This window comes from Helicobacter sp. 'house sparrow 1', from assembly GCF_900199585.1.
Classification (GTDB): Bacteria; Campylobacterota; Campylobacteria; order Campylobacterales; family Helicobacteraceae; genus Helicobacter_H.
In genome coordinates this window covers 71332-94218 of the sequence record NZ_FZQY01000008.1, presented here as the reverse complement: position 1 = coordinate 94218, position 22887 = coordinate 71332, and the positions used below count along the sequence as shown (strand labels likewise).

General features: G+C 32.9%; 25 protein-coding genes and 1 tRNA gene. 16 read left to right on the top strand and 10 right to left on the bottom strand.

From position 1 onward, the window contains the following. Positions 1-5 precede the first annotated feature (5 nt). The 5 genes from grpE to C6H31_RS04710 all read right to left on the bottom strand — a co-directional run bounded on the left by grpE (position 6) and on the right by C6H31_RS04710 (position 4900). On the bottom strand, positions 6-515 hold the full coding sequence (grpE, locus tag C6H31_RS04730; RefSeq protein WP_104697665.1) for a nucleotide exchange factor GrpE: 510 nt from the start codon (positions 513-515) through the stop codon (positions 6-8). Between the two features lie 24 nt (positions 516-539). Continuing rightward, positions 540-1331 carry an HrcA family transcriptional regulator gene (locus tag C6H31_RS04725; RefSeq protein ID WP_104697664.1) on the bottom strand — a complete coding sequence of 264 codons (792 nt, stop codon included), beginning with the start codon at positions 1329-1331 and terminating at the stop codon, positions 540-542. A gap of 347 nt (positions 1332-1678) precedes the next feature. Further along, on the bottom strand, positions 1679-2956 hold the full coding sequence (locus C6H31_RS04720) for an outer membrane family protein (protein ID WP_267892295.1): 1278 nt from the start codon (positions 2954-2956) through the stop codon (positions 1679-1681). 50 nt (positions 2957-3006) lie between these two features. Continuing rightward, positions 3007-4098, bottom strand: a complete 1092-nt coding sequence (gene dxr / locus C6H31_RS04715) for a 1-deoxy-D-xylulose-5-phosphate reductoisomerase (RefSeq protein ID WP_104697662.1) — start codon at positions 4096-4098, stop codon at positions 3007-3009. Position 4099: 1 nt separating this feature from the next. Beyond that, positions 4100-4900, bottom strand: coding sequence for a phosphatidate cytidylyltransferase (locus C6H31_RS04710; RefSeq protein ID WP_104697661.1), 801 nt, complete (start codon positions 4898-4900; stop codon positions 4100-4102). A 180-nt stretch (positions 4901-5080) separates the two neighbouring features. Between C6H31_RS04710 and mnmG the strand changes: the two genes are divergently transcribed. The 7 genes from mnmG (at position 5081) to C6H31_RS04675 (ending at position 11513) form a co-directional block, all read left to right on the top strand. Next, a complete protein-coding gene (gene mnmG, locus C6H31_RS04705) occupies positions 5081-6997 on the top strand; it encodes a tRNA uridine-5-carboxymethylaminomethyl(34) synthesis enzyme MnmG (RefSeq protein ID WP_104697660.1) in 1917 nt (638 codons plus the stop codon). Positions 6998-6999: 2 nt separating this feature from the next. Continuing rightward, the gene (gene dapE / locus C6H31_RS04700) at positions 7000-8160 is read left to right on the top strand and encodes a succinyl-diaminopimelate desuccinylase (protein ID WP_104697659.1); all 1161 of its coding nucleotides are present in this window, start codon (positions 7000-7002) and stop codon (positions 8158-8160) included. After that, a complete protein-coding gene (locus C6H31_RS04695; RefSeq protein ID WP_104697658.1) occupies positions 8138-8473 on the top strand; it encodes a hypothetical protein in 336 nt (111 codons plus the stop codon). Before dapE ends, C6H31_RS04695 begins: the two co-directional genes overlap by 23 nt. An 80-nt stretch (positions 8474-8553) precedes the next feature. Further along, complete coding sequence (gene selD / locus C6H31_RS04690) at positions 8554-9501, top strand: selenide, water dikinase SelD (RefSeq protein ID WP_104697657.1); 948 nt, start codon at positions 8554-8556, stop codon at positions 9499-9501. A gap of 79 nt (positions 9502-9580) precedes the next feature. Then, complete coding sequence (locus tag C6H31_RS04685) at positions 9581-10153, top strand: hypothetical protein (RefSeq protein ID WP_158654713.1); 573 nt, start codon at positions 9581-9583, stop codon at positions 10151-10153. After that, on the top strand, positions 10153-10764 hold the full coding sequence (locus C6H31_RS04680) for a 6-pyruvoyl trahydropterin synthase family protein (protein WP_104697655.1): 612 nt from the start codon (positions 10153-10155) through the stop codon (positions 10762-10764). Before C6H31_RS04685 ends, C6H31_RS04680 begins: the two co-directional genes overlap by 1 nt. Next, on the top strand, positions 10761-11513 hold the full coding sequence (locus C6H31_RS04675) for a 7-carboxy-7-deazaguanine synthase QueE (protein ID WP_199768124.1): 753 nt from the start codon (positions 10761-10763) through the stop codon (positions 11511-11513). Before C6H31_RS04680 ends, C6H31_RS04675 begins: the two co-directional genes overlap by 4 nt. A 7-nt stretch (positions 11514-11520) precedes the next feature. Here C6H31_RS04675 and C6H31_RS04670 read toward each other — a convergent pair whose 3' ends face one another. From C6H31_RS04670 to gap, 5 genes are read right to left on the bottom strand one after another with little or no spacing between them, the layout of a single operon-like run. Continuing rightward, positions 11521-12261, bottom strand: coding sequence for a TerC family protein (locus tag C6H31_RS04670; protein WP_104697653.1), 741 nt, complete (start codon positions 12259-12261; stop codon positions 11521-11523). Then, positions 12262-13221 (bottom strand): magnesium/cobalt transporter CorA, encoded by a 960-nt coding sequence (corA, locus tag C6H31_RS04665; protein ID WP_104697793.1) that lies wholly within the window; start codon positions 13219-13221, stop codon positions 12262-12264. 3 nt (positions 13222-13224) lie between these two features. Continuing rightward, a complete protein-coding gene (locus C6H31_RS04660; RefSeq protein WP_104697652.1) occupies positions 13225-14433 on the bottom strand; it encodes a phosphoglycerate kinase in 1209 nt (402 codons plus the stop codon). A gap of 22 nt (positions 14434-14455) precedes the next feature. Next, positions 14456-15709 carry a glucose-6-phosphate isomerase gene (locus tag C6H31_RS04655; RefSeq protein ID WP_104697651.1) on the bottom strand — a complete coding sequence of 418 codons (1254 nt, stop codon included), beginning with the start codon at positions 15707-15709 and terminating at the stop codon, positions 14456-14458. A gap of 10 nt (positions 15710-15719) precedes the next feature. Then, positions 15720-16715 carry a type I glyceraldehyde-3-phosphate dehydrogenase gene (gap, locus tag C6H31_RS04650; protein WP_104697792.1) on the bottom strand — a complete coding sequence of 332 codons (996 nt, stop codon included), beginning with the start codon at positions 16713-16715 and terminating at the stop codon, positions 15720-15722. Positions 16716-17235: 520 nt separating this feature from the next. On the opposite strand from gap, the gene C6H31_RS04645 reads away from it, so the two are divergent. The 9 genes from C6H31_RS04645 (at position 17236) to purD (ending at position 22887) form a co-directional block, all read left to right on the top strand. After that, on the top strand, positions 17236-17517 hold the full coding sequence (locus tag C6H31_RS04645; RefSeq protein WP_104697650.1) for an HU family DNA-binding protein: 282 nt from the start codon (positions 17236-17238) through the stop codon (positions 17515-17517). 61 nt (positions 17518-17578) lie between these two features. Further along, positions 17579-17655: transfer RNA gene (locus C6H31_RS04640), tRNA-Arg, on the top strand. Positions 17656-17825: 170 nt separating this feature from the next. Then, the gene (ndk, locus tag C6H31_RS04635) at positions 17826-18239 is read left to right on the top strand and encodes a nucleoside-diphosphate kinase (RefSeq protein ID WP_104697649.1); all 414 of its coding nucleotides are present in this window, start codon (positions 17826-17828) and stop codon (positions 18237-18239) included. Positions 18240-18270: 31 nt separating this feature from the next. After that, entirely contained in the window at positions 18271-18621 is a 351-nt protein-coding gene (locus C6H31_RS04630; protein ID WP_104697648.1) for a hypothetical protein, read from the top strand. Positions 18622-18624: 3 nt separating this feature from the next. Then, positions 18625-18774, top strand: coding sequence for a 50S ribosomal protein L32 (gene rpmF, locus C6H31_RS04625; protein WP_104697647.1), 150 nt, complete (start codon positions 18625-18627; stop codon positions 18772-18774). 24 nt (positions 18775-18798) lie between these two features. Continuing rightward, positions 18799-19794: a phosphate acyltransferase PlsX gene (plsX, locus tag C6H31_RS04620; protein WP_199768123.1), complete on the top strand. Its 996-nt coding sequence runs from the start codon at positions 18799-18801 to the stop codon at positions 19792-19794. Beyond that, on the top strand, positions 19794-20768 hold the full coding sequence (locus C6H31_RS04615; protein WP_199768120.1) for a beta-ketoacyl-ACP synthase III: 975 nt from the start codon (positions 19794-19796) through the stop codon (positions 20766-20768). The genes plsX and C6H31_RS04615 overlap by 1 nt, the downstream gene beginning before the upstream one ends. 8 nt (positions 20769-20776) lie before the next feature. After that, the gene (locus C6H31_RS04610; protein ID WP_104697645.1) at positions 20777-21376 is read left to right on the top strand and encodes a DUF1643 domain-containing protein; all 600 of its coding nucleotides are present in this window, start codon (positions 20777-20779) and stop codon (positions 21374-21376) included. A gap of 239 nt (positions 21377-21615) precedes the next feature. Further along, positions 21616-22887, top strand: a complete 1272-nt coding sequence (purD, locus tag C6H31_RS04605) for a phosphoribosylamine--glycine ligase (RefSeq protein WP_104697644.1) — start codon at positions 21616-21618, stop codon at positions 22885-22887.

Below are 22887 nucleotides of genomic sequence, written 5' to 3'. Positions count from 1 at the left end.
TTAATTTAGTTTTTTACAATTGCTACCATAGAAGGGCGCAATGTTCTTTCTTTGTACTTATATCCTTTTTGCATCACTTGGGCAATTTTTCCATCTTCCAAGTCTGGATTTGGAACTTGCATAATACAGTCATGCAGGTTTGGATCAAAATCTCCTTGTGTGTCAATTTCTTCAATACCATACTTTGATAATGTTTTTATAAGATTATCAAGAGTAAGGACAATGCCCTCTAGGATTGCAGGATTTTCTTTTGAAGCCTCCTTTGCATTATCCAGCGCATCAATAACTGGTAACAGGTCTTTTGCAAATCTTTCATACGCATACTCAAGAGCTTGAAACTTGTCTTTTTCTAGTCTCTTTTTTGTATTTTCAAAATCCGCAAAAACCCTTAAATACTCATTTTTAAGTTCATTATACTTTTGCTCAAAATCTTCTTTTTGTTCCTCCTGTGTTTTTATTTCTTCTTCCAAAGAAGTTTCTTCTTGTTTATTTTCTTCTTGCTTTTCTTCTTCCATTAAATCTCCTTTCTAAAAATAAGATTAAGCCGCTATTTGCTTATAAAAACTTTGATAATCACACATCAAAGATCCAATACAAAGCATCTTTGCATCTTCATCTTGGTGAATAATATCTTGAATAATTCCAATGAAACCTTCAGGCATGATAGGTTCAAAATAAACGCCATTTGATAACTTATCAAAAGTTTTGCCCTCTAAGATTTCAAAGAAAAGGCGTTGATAGGTTGGGTTTTGTATTAAAAAATCCAAATGCTCAAGTCCAAAATGCAATACCTTCTGACTTTGCAATGCATCAATTTTTTCAAAAAGTTCATTAGCCATCACTTGGTAAGCAATATTTTTAATTTCATCAATATCTAATCCAATAAGCTCACTTAAAAACCTCTCAAAATTTTGTTGATAGGGGATTACTATCTCACCATCTTCAAATAAGAGGATCAAAAATAAATCTTGATGATTTATTAATTGTTTAAATTTTTGGTTTAGTTTCTTGCGAATGAGAGTAAAAACTTGAAATTTTTCACAAGCATCCTTGATTTCTTTTGCTGTTTTGACTTCTAAAACCAAGTTTTTAAAATTTAACTTGGACCTCCAATAATTTTTCATTGCAAAATGAGTAGGAATTCTGCCTCCACTAATATAAGGCTGAACCAAGACCCCCTCATTCATTAATACTTTAAAATAATTTCTTATGGTTGCAGATGAAACTTTAATTTCTAAAGTAGATTTTAAGGTTTCTGAACCAATGGGTTCTCTCTGCTTTAAATATTCTTGAATCACCTTCTCTAAAAATACATCTTTGTTATAAGCCATGATTTTTTAGCTCCTTTCAAAGAGGTTGAAGTAAATCTGTGTGTATTATTGCATAAAAAAAGTAAATAAAATTAGCATTTAATAAAAAAAAGTGCTAATTTTTAGCATACTTTAGTCTATAAGTATAAATATATATTTATACTTATTACTTATAGTTTCAATTGTTTCTTATAACAAAGACTTGAAATACAGGACTTGCTAAAGCTATATTTTTATAATTTTTTACTAAAGAACCCTGATTTTAAAGATTAGATTTAAAAGTAGAGGGAAATATGATGAAATTTTAAAATCTCATAAATTAAAATAAGCAATTAGAGTAGTTTATAAAGATTTGTTTTAGAGAGCTTTTAGAATTTATAGATGATGTAGGTGGAGGCAAAGCTTCTATCATCCCATCGCGATTTTGAAAGATAACTTTGATAGATTTTATGTCCTACTTTTGTTTTAATAAAATATGCACTTAAATTTATACCTATTGAGGTATTTTTTCTAATTTTATAGCTTGCGTTGATGGAAAAATTTTCTTCTTCTGATCTATCTGAAACTGTAAATCTTTCAATTAATCTAATCGTGCAGGCATTAAAGCTTTTTTTTAGAGACAAGATGCTATTTAAGGAGTTGGAATCAAAGATTGCATTTCCTGCTGTGCCTCTGTCATAAATACTATTATCATTTAAATCAATACCAATAGGATTTCCAGAATGCCCTATGAACTCATTTGGATTGCCAATGTTTCCATAAAACTGGATTCCAAGATCATAATCTTTGATTTTAAAGGTTTGTTTGATACCCAAAGAAAAACCACCTTTACCAACTTTTCTACCTATATATCCTTGCAAGTCTGGATTTTTTTCATCAATCAAGGCGAATATAGCATCTTCGCCTACATCATAACTCGAGTATTTTTGCCGAGCTTGTGAGGTGTGATAAACATAAAGTCCTATAATATCTGTTTTGCTAGTTAAATTTAGATGTTTTAGATTAAAATCTTTTTCATAGGTTACTCGTATGCCCGAAGCATAATAGAGCTTTGGTTGTGCCTGAAAATAGAGATTTAACAAAGAAGAACTGTCTATTTTAAAACATGTTCCCATTGCAAGAGTTGGAATCTTGCTTGAGTTTAAGATTTTATAGGTTTTAAACCATTTGCCTCCATAAGAGGACCTTCTTTCACTAATTGCAAAATAGCTATCACTAATTTGGGTAAAAAAATGAAGTTCCATTCCCTCATTTCTTCCAGTAAGCCAGTCTGTATGGGTAAATAAAAATCTCCCAATAATCAATTGGAAAAAGGAATTTTTATAGTCAAGATACAAATCTTTAATAAAATAATTTTGCGTGTTATAAGGAGTAGCTTTCTTATTACCAAAAGACCCTGAATAATATCCAAAATACTTATAGGCAAGCCCGCCTTTAGTTTGGGATTTTGTAGAATCAAAGACAATGCCCCCAAATGCAAAGCTTGCACCAAAACTTAGATGCTCTAAAAAAAGTTTTTTATACCCTAAAGAGGAATATAAGACAGAAAAGCTTTCTGTGGGATAAGCACCATTAGAAGTATTAATTGCTTGATGGTTAAAGCCAAATTTTGAATAACTAATCATTTCTCCATCAAAGCCTTGCATATTTGCAAGAATATAAAAAGGAAGAAAAAACAGAAAGTAAGAAAAAGTTTTCATTTTATTAAGTTTTGAGTATAGAGTCTCACTTCTTTGTCTAGTTCAACAATTTCTCCAATAAGATGGGTTTTTGGACGCTGAATAAAGGTATCAAAAACCCTAAAAATATTATCTGCAATATCTCCAAAACAAATCCTATCTTGCAAAAAAAGCTCTACTAATACCTCATTACTAGCATTAAATACAATGCCTAGATGAGGATTTTTTAATAACTCATCTTTTAAAATCCATAAGGGGTACCTTAGGGTATCAATTTTTTCAAAAGCAAGAGAATTGAGTTTTTCAAAACAAATTGGGGTGATGATTTCTTGTTGCTTGGCTTGAATTGGATCTAATGCATAAGCAATTGGTAATTGCATATCAGGCTTTGCAAAGTGTGCTGTACTAGAACCATCTTTAAAATTTAAGAGTGCGTGAACACTAGAGGTTCTTTCAATAAGTGCTGTAATATTGTTGTGGTTAAAGATCCATTTGGCTTCCAAGACCTCAAGAAGTTTGTTTGCCATTGTTGCAGAATCTATGGTAATTTTTTTACCCATTTTCCAATTTGGGTGTTGCAGTGCTTGTTGAGATTTTTGAGACTTAATTTTTTCAATCTCTAAATCTCTAAAAGCACCTCCACTTGCGGTAATAATAATTTGCTCAATGGGTCGGTTATTGATGAGATACCAGATACCAAAATGTTCGCTATCTATAGGTACAATTGGAAAATTTTCAAAAAGCCATCCTCCAGATACAAGACTCTCTTTATTTGCTAAGGCTAGCTTTTTTTGGCATTCCATAGCAACATAGCTAGGGTATAAGCCATTAAAACCCACAAGAGCATTTACAACAAGATGAGACTTAGATTCTCTAATGGATTCTACAATCCCTTCTTGTCCAAATAATACTCGTGCATTTGTATAATGAAGCTTGTGGTAGTCTTCTTTGTCTGCAATCACAACAATTTTTGGCTGAAACTCTTTTATTTGTTGATTTAAGAGAGTAATATTTCTACCAGCACACAATACCTCAACAGGTATATGAAATTTTCTTGCGATCTTTAGGGTATTTATGCCTATAGAACCAGTACTGCCAAGTAAAACCATACTAGAATGCTAAAGTAATTTCTTGATGGGTTGTGAAGAAGCGGAGCAAGAAATGCATTGCAACCACTCCAAACAAGATTGCATCAAGTCGATCTAATATCCCTCCATGACCTGGTAGGATATTTCCACTATCTTTAAGCTGAGCTTGTCTTTTTAAAAGACTTTCATAAAGATCTCCTAATATTCCACTAAGAGTTACAATAAGACTGATTACAAAAGCAGTAAGAAAGCCTTTATGAAAGATTCCAATACCAAGAATGCTTCCTATAACTACGGCAAAAAATATTCCAATTAAAGCCCCTTCAATTGTTTTTTTTGGAGATGTTTGACTCAAGGGGTTTCTTCCAAAAAGCTTACCACCAAAATAAGCAGCGGTATCAGAAACTGCTATAGTTGTAATTAGCCAAACAAGACTCTCTATGCCAAAGTCAAGATAGGTTGCATAGAGGGTTAAAAAGGGCAGTGTAGGATAAATAAGGGGTAATAAAAATTTTGGAGAAAATGATTGTTTGTAGGCTAGAAATCCTGCTGATAGCATTAAAAAGAACATTCCAGATTCTAAGGGGCTTGAATTAAATAATGCGCCAATCCAAATTAGTGTAAAAATGATAAATAAAAGAGGATGTTTAGGACATTGAAAAAGCTGTAGGCTTTCGGAGACTCCAAGCAAATAAAGTATGCCAATGAAAGCCCATATAAGATAGGTGTTGTTAATCCAAATTAATAAAATCAATATAAAAACAAGAACAAACCCTGTAATATAACGCTTTTTATCAGAAGAAAAAATACTCTTCAAACTCATCACACAATTCCTCAAATAATTTTTACTTTTTTAAAGTTATATAGTACTGAGTATCTTATAACTCTAGTTTGCTTGTTAGCGCTAAATTATAGTAAAAACTTTTCAAAGTTTGACTATAATTCGCAAATTGAGTATGCGATTATTTTTTAAATCTTAAGTTAAAGAGAATGATATTAGAAAATGGATAGTAAATTTGATGTTTTAGTTGTTGGGGGAGGGCACGCTGGGATTGAAGCGAGTGTTGTGTGTGCCAAAATGGGTGCAAAAGTTCATTTGCTTACAATGTTGGTAGAAAATATTGGTTTAGCAAGTTGCAATCCTGCAATAGGAGGTCTTGGTAAGGGGCATCTTGTCAAAGAAATAGATGCACTTGGAGGTGTGATGGGGATTTTAACCGATAAAAGTGGGATTCAATATAGAATCTTAAATGCCTCAAAAGGTCCTGCAGTGAGAGGAACAAGGGCGCAAATTGATATGGATGCCTATCGTATTGAAGCAAGGAATCTTGTTTTAAATACCCCTAATCTAACACTCTCTCAAGAGATTGTTGAGGAATTGTTAGTTGAAGATAAGAAAGTGGTAGGGGTTAAAACAAATATAGGAAAGACCTATCTAGCAAAAAGGGTAATTATCACTACTGGAACTTTTTTAAGAGGGTTGGTGCATATTGGAGAAAATCAAATCCAAAATGGAAGATTTGGTGAGAATGCATCAGTTGGGTTATCAAAAAGTCTTAAAGATTTAGGATTTGAGCTAGGAAGATTGAAGACAGGGACTTGCCCTAGAGTTGATGGCAGAAGTATAAAATTTGATTTATTAGAACAGCATTTTGGAGATGAAAATCCTCCTCATTTTAGCTATAAAACTAGAGACTTTTCTCCTCATCAGTTGCCTTGTTATGTAACTTATACAAATAAGATAACACATCAGTATATTAGAGAAAATTTCTCAAGAGCACCTCTTTTTACAGGACAAATTGAGGGAGTTGGTCCTAGGTATTGTCCAAGTATTGAAGATAAGATTCATCGTTTTGCAGATAAAGAAAGACATCAGTTATTTCTTGAACCACAAACAAAAGATGGAGTGGAGTATTATATTAATGGTTTGAGCACATCTTTGCCATTTGATGTTCAAGAGAAAGTAATACATTCTATTTATGGGCTTGAAAATGCAAAAATTACAAGGTATGGATATGCAATTGAATATGATTATGTTAATCCTACTGCCCTGTGGCATACTCTAGAAACTCGCCTAATTAAAGGACTTTATTTTGCAGGACAGATTAATGGAACAACAGGCTATGAAGAGGCTGGAGCTCAAGGCATTATGGCAGGTATTAATGCAGTTTTAAGTCTGGCAGATGAAGAAGATAGATTTAAACAAAAATTTGGATCTAAAAGAGAGTTTGTTTTAAGGAGAGATGAGGGATATATTGGTGTGATGATTGATGACTTGGTTACAAAGGGGACTGAGGAACCTTATAGGGTTTTTACTTCAAGAGCAGAGTATCGCTTGCTTTTAAGAGAGGATAATGCTTTATTTAGATTGGGTAAATATGCCTATGAGTTTGGGTTAATGGATGAAAAAGAATATTTAGAACTCAAAAAAGATGCAGAGGATATTAAAAGAGGAATGGAGTTTTTAAGCCAAAAGATCTTAACACCATCTAAAGAAACTTTAGCCTTTTTGGAACAAATTGGTGAGGATCCTATCAATGATAAATGTATGGCAATTTTGGTTGCTGGTAGAGATAGTTTTAATGAGGAGAAACTAGAAAAGTTAGATTCTATGTTTAAGGGATTTAGCAAAAGAGCAAAAGAGCAAATTAAGATTCTAGCAAAGTATGATAGTTATATTCAAAAACAACTAGAAAGTGTTGCAAAAATGGAGCAAATGCTAGAGGTTAAAATTCCTCAGGATTTTGTTTTTGATGGGATTGCTGGGTTGAGTTTAGAGGTTGTAGAAAAACTTAATAAATTCAGACCTGCTACTTTGTTTCATGCATCTAACATTAGCGGTATTACTCCAGCAAGCTTAGATGTTTTGCATCTATATATTCATCTTTATCATAAAAAGAAACAGGTAGACAAAGATTAATAATGACAAATGTAGTAGAAATTTTAAAGCATTTAATTAGTTACCCTACGGTTACACCTAAAGAGTGTGGGATTTATGACTATATTACAGAGATTTTAAGAGATTTTAGAGTTTTAAGATTTAATAAAGGAGAAGTAAAAAATCTCTTCTTATATAAGGTTTTTGGGGAAAATTTAGATAGTAAGGAAGCGCCACACTTATGCTTTGCGGGTCATATCGATGTTGTTCCACCAGGGGAAGGATGGGATAGTGATCCTTTTATTCCTACTATTAAGGATGGTTTTTTGTATGGTAGGGGTTCTCAGGATATGAAAGGAGGGGTGGCTAGTTTTTTAAGTGCCTTAACTTTATTGCAGGAAGTAAAATGTAGGCAAAAAAAGATCATTTCTGTGCTTTTGACAAGTGATGAAGAGGGAATAGGTGTTGATGGTACAAGATATGTCCTTGAAGAATTAAAAAAGCAAAATTTGTTACCTCATTATGCAATTGTTGCAGAGCCAACTAGTGATCAAATATTTGGAGATACTATCAAAATAGGTCGCAGAGGTTCAATTAATGGGGTTTTAAGAATTAAGGGGAAACAAGGGCATGTAGCCTATCCTCAAAAATGTATCAATCCAGTAGAAATATTAGGAGCTAAACTCGGAGAGATTGCAGGATATTGTCTAGATAATGGGGATGAGGATTTTCTTCCTTCAAAAATTGTTGTTACAGATATTAGAGGAGGAATGGAGGTAGTAAATGTTACTCCCAATGATCTTAGAATAATGTTTAATGTGCGCAACAATACACTTACTAGTAAAGAAAAAATAGAATCTTATATTCAAGGTGTTTTATCAGGAATTGATTATGACTTAGAGTTGATACAAAATTCCCATCCTTTTAAAAGTTCTAAGGAAGGATGGTTGGCTAAAAACCTCTTGCAAACTATAATAAATCAGGTAGGTGTAAAAGCTGTTCTTAGCACTAGTGGAGGAACAAGTGATGCGAGATTTTTTGCACAACACCAAGTTGAGGTGCTAGAGTTTGGTGTAAGAAATGATAGGATACATAGCTTAAATGAACGCGTGAGAATAAAGGAAGTTGAAGAGCTATCTTATATCTTTTTGGATATGATAAATAATTTTTTAAGGAGTAATGATGAGCAAAGTGTTTTTAATTAAGGATAATAAAATTGGAGAAGGTGAGCTTGGTGAGATGGTTATGGGAGGTTTTTTGCATACGGTGAGTTTGCAAGAAGCTTTACCAAAAACCATTATGCTTTTAAATAAAGGGGTGTTGCTAGCAGATCAAACAAGAGGCAATAAAATGGCTTTTGATGCCCTAAAAAAGATGCAAGAATGTGGAGTAGAAATTGTTTTATGCCAGACTTGTGTGGAATATTTTGAACTCCAACAACAAAATTTAGTTGGAAGAATCGATGATGCAGTATATATTACACAAACCATTTTAAATAATGAAGTTGTGAGTTTATGATGCAAGAAGAGTATAAATTAACACAATATGTGCAATGCGCTGGTTGAGCAGGAAAAGCGGGTCCGGGGGACCTTACAAAAATTTTTTCTGCAATACAACAACCCTATAATAAAGATGTAATTATTGATTTTGAGGGCAATGAAGATTGTGGGGTGATTCGCATTGATGATTCTAAGATGCTCTTGCAAAGTGTGGATTTTATCACTCCTGTAGTGGATGACCCCTATATCTTTGGAAAAATTGCTGCTTGTAATGCTCTAAGCGATATTTTTGCGATGGGAGGAGAAGTAATAAGTGTCTTAAATCTTGTAATGTGGGATAAGGAACATATTACGCAAAATGCTCTAAAAGAGATTTTAAGGGGTGGTTTAGAAAAAACTATAGAGTCTAATGCCTCTCTTTTAGGCGGGCATACAATTATTGATAAAGAACAAAAATATGGCTTAAGTGTGAGCGGTATAGCCTCAAGAATCTGGAGGAATAATACGGCAAATATAGGAGATTTGCTTATTTTATGTAAGCCTATTGGCAGTGGAATAGTTACAACAGCTTTAAAGCAAAATAAGATTAAGATGCATCAGGTCCAAGATTGTATAGATTCTATGCAGATGCTTAATTTGTATGCAAGTAGAATTGCAAAAAATTATCCAATTACTGCTTCTACGGATATTACAGGTTTTGGTTTAATCGGTCATTTGTATGAGATGTGTAATCAAAATATCAGTATAGTTATTGATGTCTCTAAGGTAGCGTTTTTTGATAAGGCAAAGGATTTAATGAGGCAAAATTGTATTTCTGGTGGTAGTAAAAGCAATAAAGAATATTTTAAAAAGTATGTTTATAACACAATTTTAGAAGAAGATATGCTTTTATATGATGCTCAAACTTCAGGTGGAATTGTTTTTGCTTTGGATAAGACAAATGCACTTTCTTTACTTGAAGAATTAAAAAAATCAGGATATGAGAGCGCAAGTATTATCGGAGAGTTTATTCCAAGTAGTGGCGATAATAAGATCATATTGAAATGATTTGGAGGATTGTTTGAGAATCTTAGCGGTTGTTTTTTCTTTTGCTCTGTTATTTGTAGGTTGTTCGAAGAATTTGAATATGAGTTATTATTCTGTATTGCAGAAAGATTATAGATTTAATGTTAATGCGCCCATTGTGATCATGCATGATGTAAATGATATTCTCTCTGCATACTATGTGGATTTGATTATTTATGAACTACAAAAAAGAGGCTTTACAAGCCTGTATAAACAAAGTGAATTAGCACTATCTCAAGCGAGAAATGCAATCTTTATTCGTCTTTACAAAGAGGTTAAACCCTATCCTAGTGTGAGTTACAACTATAGTATTATTAATGATGGAGTTGTTTCTTCTTGCTATTTTTATGGAGAAAAATTTTATTGTGATAACTCTCCCCAAAAGAGCTTGAATTTGACAGATTTTTCCCAGAGAATGGACTATGTTTTAAACTACCACTTTACTCTTGATTGGTATGATGTGAACACAAAACAAAGGATAATGTTTGTAGATGGTGTGGTGCGTGGAAAAACCTGTGGTTATAATTATGTCTTTAGGGATCTTGTCTATCATACCATTAATCGTATGGATTTTACTAGGGAGGAAAACTATAGTTATACCTCACCATTACCAAATTATTGGGTGTGTGATTAATGATTATTAGAAGAATGTTTAAATTTTGTGCAGCTCATATTGTAAGAAATTGTTATTCTCAGCGTTGCTCAAGAAGTTTGCATGGACATAATTATCAAGTAGAGATCTTTGTAAAATCAGATAAACTAGATAATGCTGGTATGGTGCTTGATTTTGGTATTTTTAAAAATCAGATTGCAGATTTTATCGATAGTTTTGATCACTCTTACCATTTTTGGGATAAGGAAAAAAAAGATTTTCAAGATTTTATTTTAAAACATTCAGAGCGCTATGTTATTTTGAAGTTTAATCCAAGTGCAGAGAGCTATGCACTTTTGTTTTTATTTTTTATTGATAAATTTATAGGGGCTATGGATTTGGGAAATTCTGAAGGTAGAATAGTTGTAGATTCTGTGCGTGTGCATGAGACAGATCATGGATATGCCCAAGCTTTCCAAGAAGATTTGCAAAATCCCCATTTAACACAGAACTTATCTCTTGATTCTATAACTTTTTCCCAAGCTATTTTGGAGGAATGGAGGGATAAACAAATGCTAGAAAAACTCAGACAATTTAATGAGGGTAGAATTCCAAAACCCTTTAATTATCCAATGCCTATCCAACAGATATAATGTTAAGAGTTTCAGAGATTTTTTATAGTCTCCAAGGGGAGGGTAAAAGAGTAGGGGTTCCAAGCATTTTTATTAGAGTTGGAGGGTGTAATCTCTCCTGCAAGGGGTTTGGTGAAAAAATTCTATATAAAAATCAGGAATTTACGGGTTGTGATAGTATTTATGCTGCTTCACAGAAGTTTTTAGATGAATGGTTGATTTTTAGAGAATCTCAAGAGTTGATTCAAAGAATTAAGAATTTTGGCGTTGAATATTTTGATATTGTTTTAACAGGTGGGGAACCAAGCTTATATTTTAAAAATAAAGTTTTGCTTGAAACTTTGGCATATTTTTTAGAAAGAAATCACTATATTAGCGTAGAAAGCAATGGGAGTGTTTTGTTTAGTTTTAATGAAATTTTAAAATCTCTCCATTTTACACTGGGTATAAAATTAAGCAATAGTCTTGAAGCAAAAGAAAAAAGAATCAATTTAAAAGCCATTCAAAATATTCTTGATCACTCTAGAGATGTATGTTTTAAGTTTGTATTAAATGAAAGAATGTGTGTAAATGAAGAAGGGATTCAAGAAATTAATGAGATACTCTCTTATATTAGTGGGTCCTATAGTGTTTATTTGATGCCAGAGGGAACGGATATTGATACAATAAATAAAAACCTCAAAGCTCTAGTACCCCTGTGTCTCAAGTATAATTTCTTTCTAACTGACCGATTGCATATCAGACTATGGGGTAATAAAAGAGGCTTTTAACTATTTCTTAAATTTTTTTTCTTAATTTATAGATTCTAATAAGCTCCACTAAAAAGCTAAAGCTAATAGCAGAGTAAATCATATTTTTAGGGATATGGTGATGTATGCCATCAGATATCAGACTTAGACCGATTAAAACAAGAATACATATTGCTAAGAGTTTGATAGATGGATTTTGATTAATAAAATTAGAAATATATCCAGAAATAAAGATCATAACAAACACAGCAATAATAATAGCTATGGTAGCTAGTGTTACAATACTTTTTGGATTAGAAATTGTATCTTGTAAAATTCCTACAGCAGTAATAATAGAATCTAAAGAAAAAACAATATCTAGCAGGGTAATTTGAAAAATACATAATAAAAAACTAATTGGCTTTTTATTGGAGGATTTTTTATTGTTTTCTGTCTTTAATGAAAGGTCTTTTAACTCTACAAGACTCTTATAAAGTAGAAAAATACCTCCCATGATTAAAAAAATATCTTTGCCAGATAGACTAACAAAGGAGGTTTGGATAAGGGGACTTTGCAGTGTAATAATCCAAGTGATAGAAAAAAGTAGTGCAATGCGCGTAAACATTGCAAAAAAGAGTCCTAAAATCCTTGCCTTATTTTGATTATTTTGAGGAAGTCTAGAGGTGGCAATTGCAATAAAAATAATATTATCCACTCCAAGAACAATTTCTAGAGAAGTTAATAAAAAAAGTAACCCCCAAGCCTCAGGTTGTGACAACCATTCAAACATCTATAACCAACCCTTTTTCTTAAAATAAATAACAGGAACGATTGTAGAAACAATCATAATTAAAACTGCCAATGGATATCCAAAGCTCCAATCAAGCTCTGGCATGTGCTTAAAGTTCATTCCATAAATAGTACCAATTAAAGTTGGAGGCATCATTGCCATTGTTGCAACTGTAAAAAGCTTAATAATTTTATTTTGTTCAATATTGATTTGGTTGGTAAAAAGACTTTGGACATTATCAAGAATATTCATATTAACAGTAGTAAATTCAACAAGAGAATTAAGATCTTTGAGTGCAATGTTAAGATTCTTTTTTATTCCTGCATCTACTTTATCGCTTTTTAAAAGTGCAGTAATGGCTCTTCTTTTATCAAATAAAGAATCCCGAACACTCATATTGATTTCTTGGAGATTGGAGAGTTTCTCAAGAATGCTTTCATAATCTCCATGGTCTTTATCAAAAACCTCTTTACGCAAAATTTTTGTTTCTTGTCCTACATCCTCAAGCATATCAGCATCTTTTTCCACTCTCACCTCATAAATCTTGCTTACCACATCAAAACCATCCCCAAAGTTTTTTGGACTTGCAAGAACACGCTGTTGGATTTCATCAAAAACCTTAAAATCCCCATATCTAATGGTAAATAATATGCCATTGTAGAGAATAAAAGTTACAGTTTCATTGTGTAGCTGCAGTTTAGCAGGACGCATTAAAAAATAGCTATTAATAGTAATGCTTGAGCTATCCTCCCAATATCTTGCACTTTGCTCAATTTCTTCCCTCTCTTCTTTTGTCGGAATATCAAGTTTATAAGTTCTTGAGATATAGCTAACCTCTTCAAATGTAGGGTGTAGTAAGTCAATCCAAAGAATTACTTGATTCTCAAGGTTGATTGTTTTTGTATTGCTAAAACTTTCTCTTACTACAAAAGAACTTCTCTTGATAAAGACATTCATCATCATCTAATCCTTTTTATCCAAAACTTCAAAAGCAGGTAGAATCTTCCCTTCAAGAAGCTCTAAGGAGGCTCCTCCTCCTGTTGAAATAAAGCTCATATTATCTCTTTCCCCAGCCTTATCTACCGCATCAGCAGTATCCCCACCACCTATGAGGGAAAAAGCATAAGTATCACCTATTGTATGAGCAATAGAAAAAGTTCCTCTTGAGAATTGAGAATCTTCAAAAATTCCAAGAGGACCATTCCAAATAATGGTATTGCTTGATCTAATTACTTGATTAAATAATTTTGTGCTTGCAGGACCAACATCAACAGCCATAAAACCTGAAGGAATATCTTGAGCAGGAGAAATTTCAATCTTGCGATCATTTTCCAAAGAATCTGTGCTTACAACATCAACAGGCAGATAAACCTTTACATTTTTTTCTCTAGCAAGCTCTAAAATTTTTTTTGCATCTTCTAGTAGAGCATCTTCAACAAGAGATTTTTGCATATCATAACCAAGGGATTTAAGGAATGTATTACTCATTGCTCCACCAATGATAAGTTTATCAACTACATCTAAAATATTATGAAGTAAAGCAAGTTTGGAGCTAACTTTGCTACCACCCACGATTAAAAGAACAGGCTTTAAAGGGTTTGCAAGTGCTTTTGCAAAAGAATCTATTTCTTTTTTTAATAGAATGCCTGCAACTTTTTGAGGAGCAAACTCCGCAATACCATATGTGCTTGAATGTGCCCTATGGCTTGTTCCAAATGCATCATTTACAAATATATCACAAAGCGTGGATAAATTTTGACTTAGTGTTTTTGAATTGCTCTCTTCACCAGGATAAAAGCGGATATTTTCTAAAAGAATAATTTCTTGATGATTTTTTTGTAGTTCTCTTGCTTGTTCGATAGTATCTGCAAATAAAATATTTTTTTCTAACAGACGTTCTAATCTTTTTAGAATATGTTTGAGAGAAAAGCGATGGTCTTTTGTTTTTGGTCTTCCAAGATGGCTAACTAGCACAATACTTTTGGCATCATTGTCAATACAGTAGTTGATGGTTGGTAGTGCTTCTCTTATTCTTGTGTCATCTGAAATATTAAAATCTTTATCCATAGGGACATTAAAATCAACACGAATTAAGACCCTCTTATCTTTTATTTCAATATCTTTTATGCTTTTTGTTTGTTGCATAAAACTAATTCCAGCTACTTGAAGCATAGAAAAACTCCTTTATATAAAATTAAAACATTTCTCTTAAGCGAATTTTACCAAACTCAACGCCAGGTTGATCGTAAGTATTTATATTTAAGATAGCACCTGTTGCAGAGGTCAGCAACTCAAAGTATATAATAAGCTTACCAACGCTTTCTTCACAGAGTTCATTGACTTTAATATGGTCTGTGGGAATCATTTCGCTTTGAATGGTTTGCATTGTTGCAATTTGTTGTAGGCTTAGAAGTTTTGCAAAGGAGGTATTATTGACAAAATCTGTACTTTCTAAATATTTGAGGGAAAGTTTTGGAATCTTTGGTTTTGTGTAGCTGGCTTGTTCAAGACTAATAAAGGTTATGGTTTTATCCATTACACCTTGGATGATAAGTTGCAAAAAAGAATGTTGATCGATACTTCCAATAAGACTAATTGGAGTAAGGCCAACCTTTTTACCATAAATATTAATTTTTCCTAAAGATTCTCCCCATAATTGTACAAACCAAGCATTAAAATCTTTAAAAACGCTTGAATAAGAAAATAAAATATTAATAGGGTAGCGTTCCTTGTGATTGACCAGAAAGATTGCTTTTCTAAGAATATGTTCTTCTTGACGCGCAAAAAAACTATCTTGAAAAATCTTTGCTCCGCTCAAAATTTTTTTAACATCATAGCCCAATACTTTTAAGGGCAAGATTCCCACAGTGCTTAAAACAGAAAATCTTCCCCCAATATTTGGATTAATGCAAAAATGTTGAAAATTATTTTCTTTTGCAAAGTGATGGAGAGGAGAATTTTTATCTGTAATAAAGACAAGATGTTTAGAGTGAGATGGTGATAGAAGTTTGTATTTGTGAATTACAAATTTAAGCAAAGAAGAAGTTTCAATAGTGGTTCCAGATTTTGAAATAGCAATAAACAAAGTCTGTTTAAACTGTATTTTATTTAGTGTTTTTTGAATCTCTATGGGATCGGTGTGTTCTAAGAATCTTAATTTGATTTTTTTTCTTGTTTTAAGATGTTTTAGCATACTATCAATTGCCTTGATTCCAAGAGAACTCCCTCCAATACCAATCACTACAATATTTTTGATTTTTTTCAAAAAATCACTATTGTCTTTGATAAATTTTTCAGAATCCTTAAGAGCCTGAGTGTCTTCAGCTAAGTCATAATACCCAGTTTTTTTTGTGAGTCTTTCTTGCTGGATCAAGTTAAAAGCATTATCTAGGGCTTTTTGACTTAGCGTAGAGTGTTTATATTCTAAAGAATGTGTAAAATCCAGCATAAAATACTCTTTAATCGTGTTGAAGCATATAAGCACACATATCAACAAGTCTATAGGAATAGCCCATTTCGTTATCATACCACGCAAGAACTTTAATACTATCATCTTGCACTAAAGTTTTATCAGGTACAAAAATTGCACTATAACTTGAACCAATAAAATCACTAGATACGCACATGTCCTCATCCACTTTAATAATATCTTTCATGTAGCTCTCTTGCGCCTCAAAAAAGGCCTGATTTACAATCTCCTTGGAAACTGGTTTGGACACATTAACACTAAGATCAATAAGACTTACATTTGGTGTTGGAACACGGATTGCAAAGCCATTTAGTTTTTTATTAAGTTCAGGGATTACAAGACCTATGGCTTTTGCTGCTCCTGTGCTTGTGGGTATCATATTTAATGCTGCAGCTCTAGCACGACGGATATCCTTATGTTTAACATCAAGAAGGTTTTGATCATTTGTATAGCTGTGGATTGTGGTCATGAAACCATTTTTTACACCAAATTCTTGATGTAAAACTTTCAAGATAGGAGCTAAACAATTTGTTGTGCAAGAAGCATTTGATATGATTGACTCGCCTTTATACTCTTGATGATTGACACCAAAAACAAATGTGGGAGCTTCCTCAGCTGGAGCTGAAATAATAACCTTCTTAATACAGCCTTTAAGGTGAGGGGTTGCTTTTTGAAGAGAATTAAATTTTCCGGTGCATTCAATCACTGCTTGTGCACCATAAAGTGAAAAATCAAGAGTATTGATATCGCGGTTGCTCACCACCTTAATATTTTTACTATTACCAATCTCAAGAGTGTCTTCATTAATTTTTTTTACATCAATGGAACCATGGACACTATCGTATCTGATTAAGTGTATAAGAGTATCAATATCTGTTGTGGTATTAATCGCAACAATCTCCATATCTAATCTTGTGCTTACAATCCTTGTTGTGCAAAGACCTATTCTTCCTGTTCCATTAATCGCAACTTTTTTTATTTCCATCATTTACATCCTAAATTTCAAGATATTTTATTAGTTTTTACAAGTCCAAAACCTGTACCCCTCTTACAAAAAGGTTTTAACTCCTATTTTGATTTAAGATAATCTTTGGATTTGGCTAAACAAAGATAGTTTTGACAAACTCAAATCTCAAAAAATATCAAAATTTAGCTTAAGTAACTTTAGCTTAAAACCATATTGCTTTTGTTTCATTGGAAGTTTTAGCTAAAAAAAAGAGTCATCCCAAAATCCATAACTTTAAGCAATTTAATTTTAGGTCATGAAATCAAGAACTCAAACCAAAATAACAAGTTACTGTTATAAGACAACTAAAAATACAGGTGCTACATTTGGATTTGTAGCTGTTAGTTTTAATGACCACAATTCTATCTAAAAAAGTTCAAAAACCTAAGTCTAAACTCACTAAATGCTTGATTTTTAGAAAAAAACTAAGTAGAATAACGCGTTTCTGAAATAATGAAATACGGAAAAATATACAAAAATACTATGGAGGCTCCTTGATATGAATAAAGCAGAGTTTGTGGATCTAGTAAAAGAGGTCGGTGAGTATTCAACAAAGAAAGAAGCGGAGGTTGCAGTAAATTCTTTTGTTGCTGCGGTAGAAAAAGCTTTATCAGAAAAGAAAGCAATCGAGCTTGTAGGTTTTGGTAAATTTGAGACTGTGTTACAAAAAGGTAAAGAAGGAAAAGTTCCTGGCGGTAACAAGACTTATAAGACTGCAGATAAGATGGTTCCTAAGTTTAAGCCAGGAAAGGGATTAAAGGATTTAGTGGCTAAGAAGTAATTTTCAAGGCTAGTATTATCTCTTGGTATTTCTATTATTTTGGATTTACAAGAGATGATGTATCCCCGTAGCTCAGCTGGATAGAGCGTACGATTCCTAATCGTAAGGTCGTGGGTTCGAATCCCGCCGAGGATACCATAATTGTGTTCTAAACTTAAAATCTATAGATTTTTTATTTGTCTATTGAAGTGTTAGAACTTTTTGTCCTGACACCTTTAAACTAAAACTATTGAGGTTTAGTTTTTATGTAGTGCTAGGATTTTTTTAGTTTTTATAAAGAACTAGATTCGGGAGTTGCTATTTATAAAATGGAACAAACTTTATCTATCATAAAGCCCAATGCGGTGAAGAGGGGAGTTGTTGGGAATATAATTGATCGTTTTGAACGTAATGATCTTCGGGTTGTAGCCATAAGAAATATTTGGCTAAGCAGAAGTGAAGCAGAAAGGTTTTATGCTGTTCATAAAGACAAAGCTTTTTTTCAAAGTCTTGTTGAATTTATGTCTAGTGGTCCTATTGTGGTAATGGTATTAGAAGGTGAGAATGCTATTGCAAAGAATCGAGAACTGATGGGATCTACAGATCCAAAAGATGCAGATGTGGGGACTATCCGCTATGACTTTGCTGACAATATCACTATGAATGCAGTTCATGGTAGTGATAGCGTGGAAAATGCAAAGCAAGAGATAGAATTCTTTTTTGCAAAAAGAGAGCTTCTGTAGATTTTTTTGTTATTTTTGGATGTAGGTTTAGATGAAGGTTGCTTTTCGAAAAATTACCAATAGGGAAAATCATTTTGTATTTGGGGATGATTCTTTAAAACTAGAATGTAGTATTTCTCGTAAAGATTCTAATCTTTATTTATTGAAAGGCAGGTTGTTTGGAAAAATAGAATTAGAGTGTGATCTAAGTGGTGATAGTTTTTTTAAGACTATTGATCAGGAGTTAGTTTTGTATATCTCAGATGGTTTGTGGGATATGCAAAGCCAACTCAAAACTAGTGACTTTGATGTTATAGAATTTTTTGATGGCTTGATAGACATAGAGTACATATTTTCTAGCGAAATAGAGCTAATAAAATCAGATTATCATATTAAGGAGTAAAAAATGGCAGTTCCTAAGAGACGTGTAAGTAAGACAAGAGCAGCAAAGAGAAGAACACACTATAAAGTTACTTTGGCAGTTCCTGTAAGGGATAAGGATGGAACTTGGAAGATACCACACCATAGAAATAAGTTTAATGGAACTTATAAGTAAAAAACCTTAAGGGGGTCTTTGGTGATTAAGGTAGCCATTGATGCAATGGGTGCAGATAATGGGATTTATCCAATTATAGATGGAGTAAAAAGTGCATTAGCACGTGAGAACTTTTTTGCTTATATCGTTGGAGATTCTGTGGAAATCAACAAATATTTACAGGTTGTTGGTTTTGATAATAGAATTGAGGTGATACATTGTGATGACTACATAAAAATGGAAGAGCAAGCTTCTGTAGCTATCAGAAGAAAAGAATCTTCAATTTATGTCGCTACAGAAATGCTAAAGAATAATCAAGTAGATGCTTTAGTTTCTGCTGGACATAGTGGTGCCACAATGAGCCTTTCTACTCTAATTCTTGGTAGAATAAAAGGTGTAAGTAGGCCTGCTATTTGCACAATGATGCCGACAGTAAGGGGTAATCCAAGTCTTATACTTGATGCTGGTGCAAATACAGATTGTAAGCCAGATTTTTTAGTTGATTTTGCCTTGATGGGATATGAATATGCTAAGAATGTTTTGGGCTATTCTGATCCTAAGGTGGGATTGTTATCAAATGGTGAGGAAGATACCAAAGGAAATGAACTTACAAAAGCAACATTTAAGATGTTAAAAAGTTATTCTTTCTTCAAGGGGAATGTTGAGGGGAATGATATTTTTAATGGAAGTGTTGAGATAATTGTTTGTGATGGATATAGTGGTAATGTTATTCTAAAGGCAAGCGAAGGAGTGGCTTCATCTGTAATGTCTTTAATGAAGCAAGAAATTAAAAGATCATTTCTAGGTATTTGTGGTGCTTTTTTGCTAAAGGGTGTGTTTAAGAATTTGAAAAATAGAATAGATTATGCAGAATATGGTGGAGCTCCGTTATTGGGTATCAATGGAAATGTGATTGTTAGCCATGGCAAAAGTAATGCAAGAGCAATTGAAAATGCAATTTATCAAGCATTAAGTAGTGTAAGATCTGATATTTCTGAAAAAATACAAAAAGTTTTCTTACACAAAGGGGAGCTTGTTTGATGTTTGCCTCTCTTAAGTCTATAGCTTCTTATGTCCCAAAAAATTGTGTTAGTAATTTTGACTTTGAAAAAATGGTAGATACTAGTAATGACTGGATAGTGGAGAGGACAGGAATTCATACTAGGTATTTTGCTAGTAAGGATCAAAAAACGAGTGATTTGGCGTATGAGGCTGGAAAACTGGCTATACAAAGAGCTAAATTAAAACCTAGTGATATTGATATGGTGATAGTGGGGACTTTAAGTCCTGATTATTTGGGTATGCCATCGACTGCTTGTGTTGTTGCAAATAAACTTGGTATTATTGATAAGCCCGCTTTTGATATATCTGCAGCCTGTAGTGGCTTTATTTATTTATTGTTTACTGCAAAATCTTTCATAGAAAGTGGTATGTGTAAAAATATCCTTATTATTGGTGCAGAAAAAATTAGCTCAATCCTAGATTTTCAAGATAGGAGTACTTGTGTGCTTTTTGGAGATGGCGCTGGAGCTGCTGTTGTAGGGACAACTAATTCAAAGGAAAGATCAATCATTGATGTTCATATTTCTTCTAATGGTGGCTATGCAAATTTACTTTACACACCACTTTCCACATTACAAGAAGAAGCAAAACAATGTTTGAATATGAAAGGCAATGAGGTATTTAAGGTTGCTGTTAAGACACTAATTAGTGATGTCGAAATGATTCTCCAAAAGAATAAAGTTTTAGTGGAAGAGATAGCTTTTTTTATTCCTCATCAGGCAAATTTAAGAATTATATCAGCTGTTGGAAAGCGTCTTGAATTCAAAGAAGAGCAGGTTGTATTGACAGTCCAGAAATATGGAAATACTTCAGCTGCAAGTATTCCTATGGCGATGAATGATGTGTATGAGGATAAGAGACTTAAAAATGGTGATCTTATACTTTTAGATGCTTTTGGTGGCGGTTTTACTTGGGGGTCTGCATTATTGAGATTTGATGGTGAGAATTTCTAAAATTTTTGATGTATTGTGTTCAGAAGTTTGACAACTATAATTTATTAAGCATTCAATCTAGGTGTTCTAAATTCCGTTTTGTAGTTGAAAGGACTTGGGATTTACAAAAGCCAAAGATTGCTTTTATCGGGTTAAATCCAGAGCATAGTACATTAACTTATTGGGATAATACGCTTTTAATTTGCAAAGAATTTGCAATGCATCTTGGTGAGGGTAAATATGGTGGCATATACTTGCTTAATCTCTATCCCTTGATATGTGAAACAACCAAGATGCTTTTAGAATACAAGGGAGAAAATTTTGAGAAAAATTTAGCTTATGTATTACATTGTGCTAAAAAATCAGAATTAATCTTTTGTGGATGGGGTGATAATGTCTTTAGAAGATCAAATCAGTTGATGGAACATTCCCAAAGAGCTTTGCAAATGCTAGAGATGCTACATCAGCATTCAAAAATTTATTGCTTTGATATCTTAAAAAGTGGCCATCCTTGCAGCTTTATTCCAAGAGATAGTGGTTTTTTATTATTTTCTTTCTTAGATTCTCTTAAAAAGGGAAAAAAATTAGAGGATTATTTGTATAAAATTGATTGTTTAAGAAAAAAATAATTACCTTTTTTTTATAATTACAAAGCCTGGATAGTGCGTGTTTTTTATTTGTTGATCCATTTGAGAATAAAAATATTAAACTGGTTATAGAAAGCTTTGTGTGTTCGGTATTTTTGCTTGAGGCTCCCAATGAGTTTAGAATCTGCCGCCTAATAAGCTTCTTCTGGTTTTGTCTTTAAAGTTTTTGGTTTACACTTTAATTAGCGGCTATCTGGGTGATTTTTCTAAGGATTTTTTAGATGAGTTATCGTGTTTTGATTTTAGGTAGTGGTGGAAGGGAATATGCAATTGGTTTGCATCTTTTAAAAGATAAAAGAGTTGAAAAAATATTTTTTTCACCTGGAAATGGCGGAACATCTCAAATAGGAGAGAACTTTTCTTTTGATTCTCATCAAGATCTAATCAAAAAAGTCAAAAAATTGCATATTGGACTTGTGATTATTGGATCAGAGGCTTTTATTATTGATGGTATTTCTGATTTATTGAGACAAGAGGGCATTAAGGTTTTTGGACCAAGCAAAAAAGCCGGGATGCTTGAAGGTTCTAAGTCTTATATGAAAGATTTTGCAGTGCGTCATCATATTCCCACAGCTCGTTATATTCAAACAAGTGATTTTAATGAGGCAAAAGAATTTTTAGGAACAATGAAAGCACCTTATGTTATTAAGGCAGATGGTTTATGTGCAGGAAAGGGTGTTGTCATTACTTCTAATAAAGAGGAAGCGCTAGATACTATCAAGAGTATGTTAAGCGGAGAAAGGTTTGGGCAAGAAGGTAAGTGTGTAGTTATTGAAGAATTCTTGGAAGGATTTGAGTTATCTGTCTTTGCAATTTGTGATGGAAAGGATTATGTATTATTACCAGCTTGTCAAGATCATAAGAGATTGTTAGATAATGATGAAGGACCAAATACTGGTGGTATGGGAGCCTATTCTCCTGCACCTCAGTGTGATCAAGAATTGATGGATAAAATTGCAAAAAGAATTATCCAACCCACTGTGGAAGGGCTTAAAGAAGAAGGTAATGAATTTGAGGGAGTATTATTTGCTGGGATTATGGTTAAAGAATTTGGAGAGGCTAGGGAACCTTTTTTATTGGAGTATAATGTAAGGTTTGGTGATCCTGAGTGTCAAGTTTTGATGCCATTATTAAAAACATCCCTTATTGATATTTGTGAAAGTGTTATAAGAGGGAAATTAAAAGAGACAAAAATTGAATTTTATAATGGAAGTGCAATGGCTGTTGTTCTTGCATCAAAGGATTACCCCTATGCAAATTCCAAGGCTCAAGAAATTAAAATCAGTTCATTTGATAATTCTCTTGGGCATATTGTTTTTGCAGGTGTAACTCGTGATGATAAAATGCTATTTGCATCTGGGGGTAGAGTGCTATTAAGTGTTGGGTTAGGAGAGGATCTAAAACAGGCAAGAAATCATGCATATAAGATTATTGATTCTATTAGTTTTTCTGGGATGCAATATAGGAAAGATATCGGTCACAGGGCTCTTTGA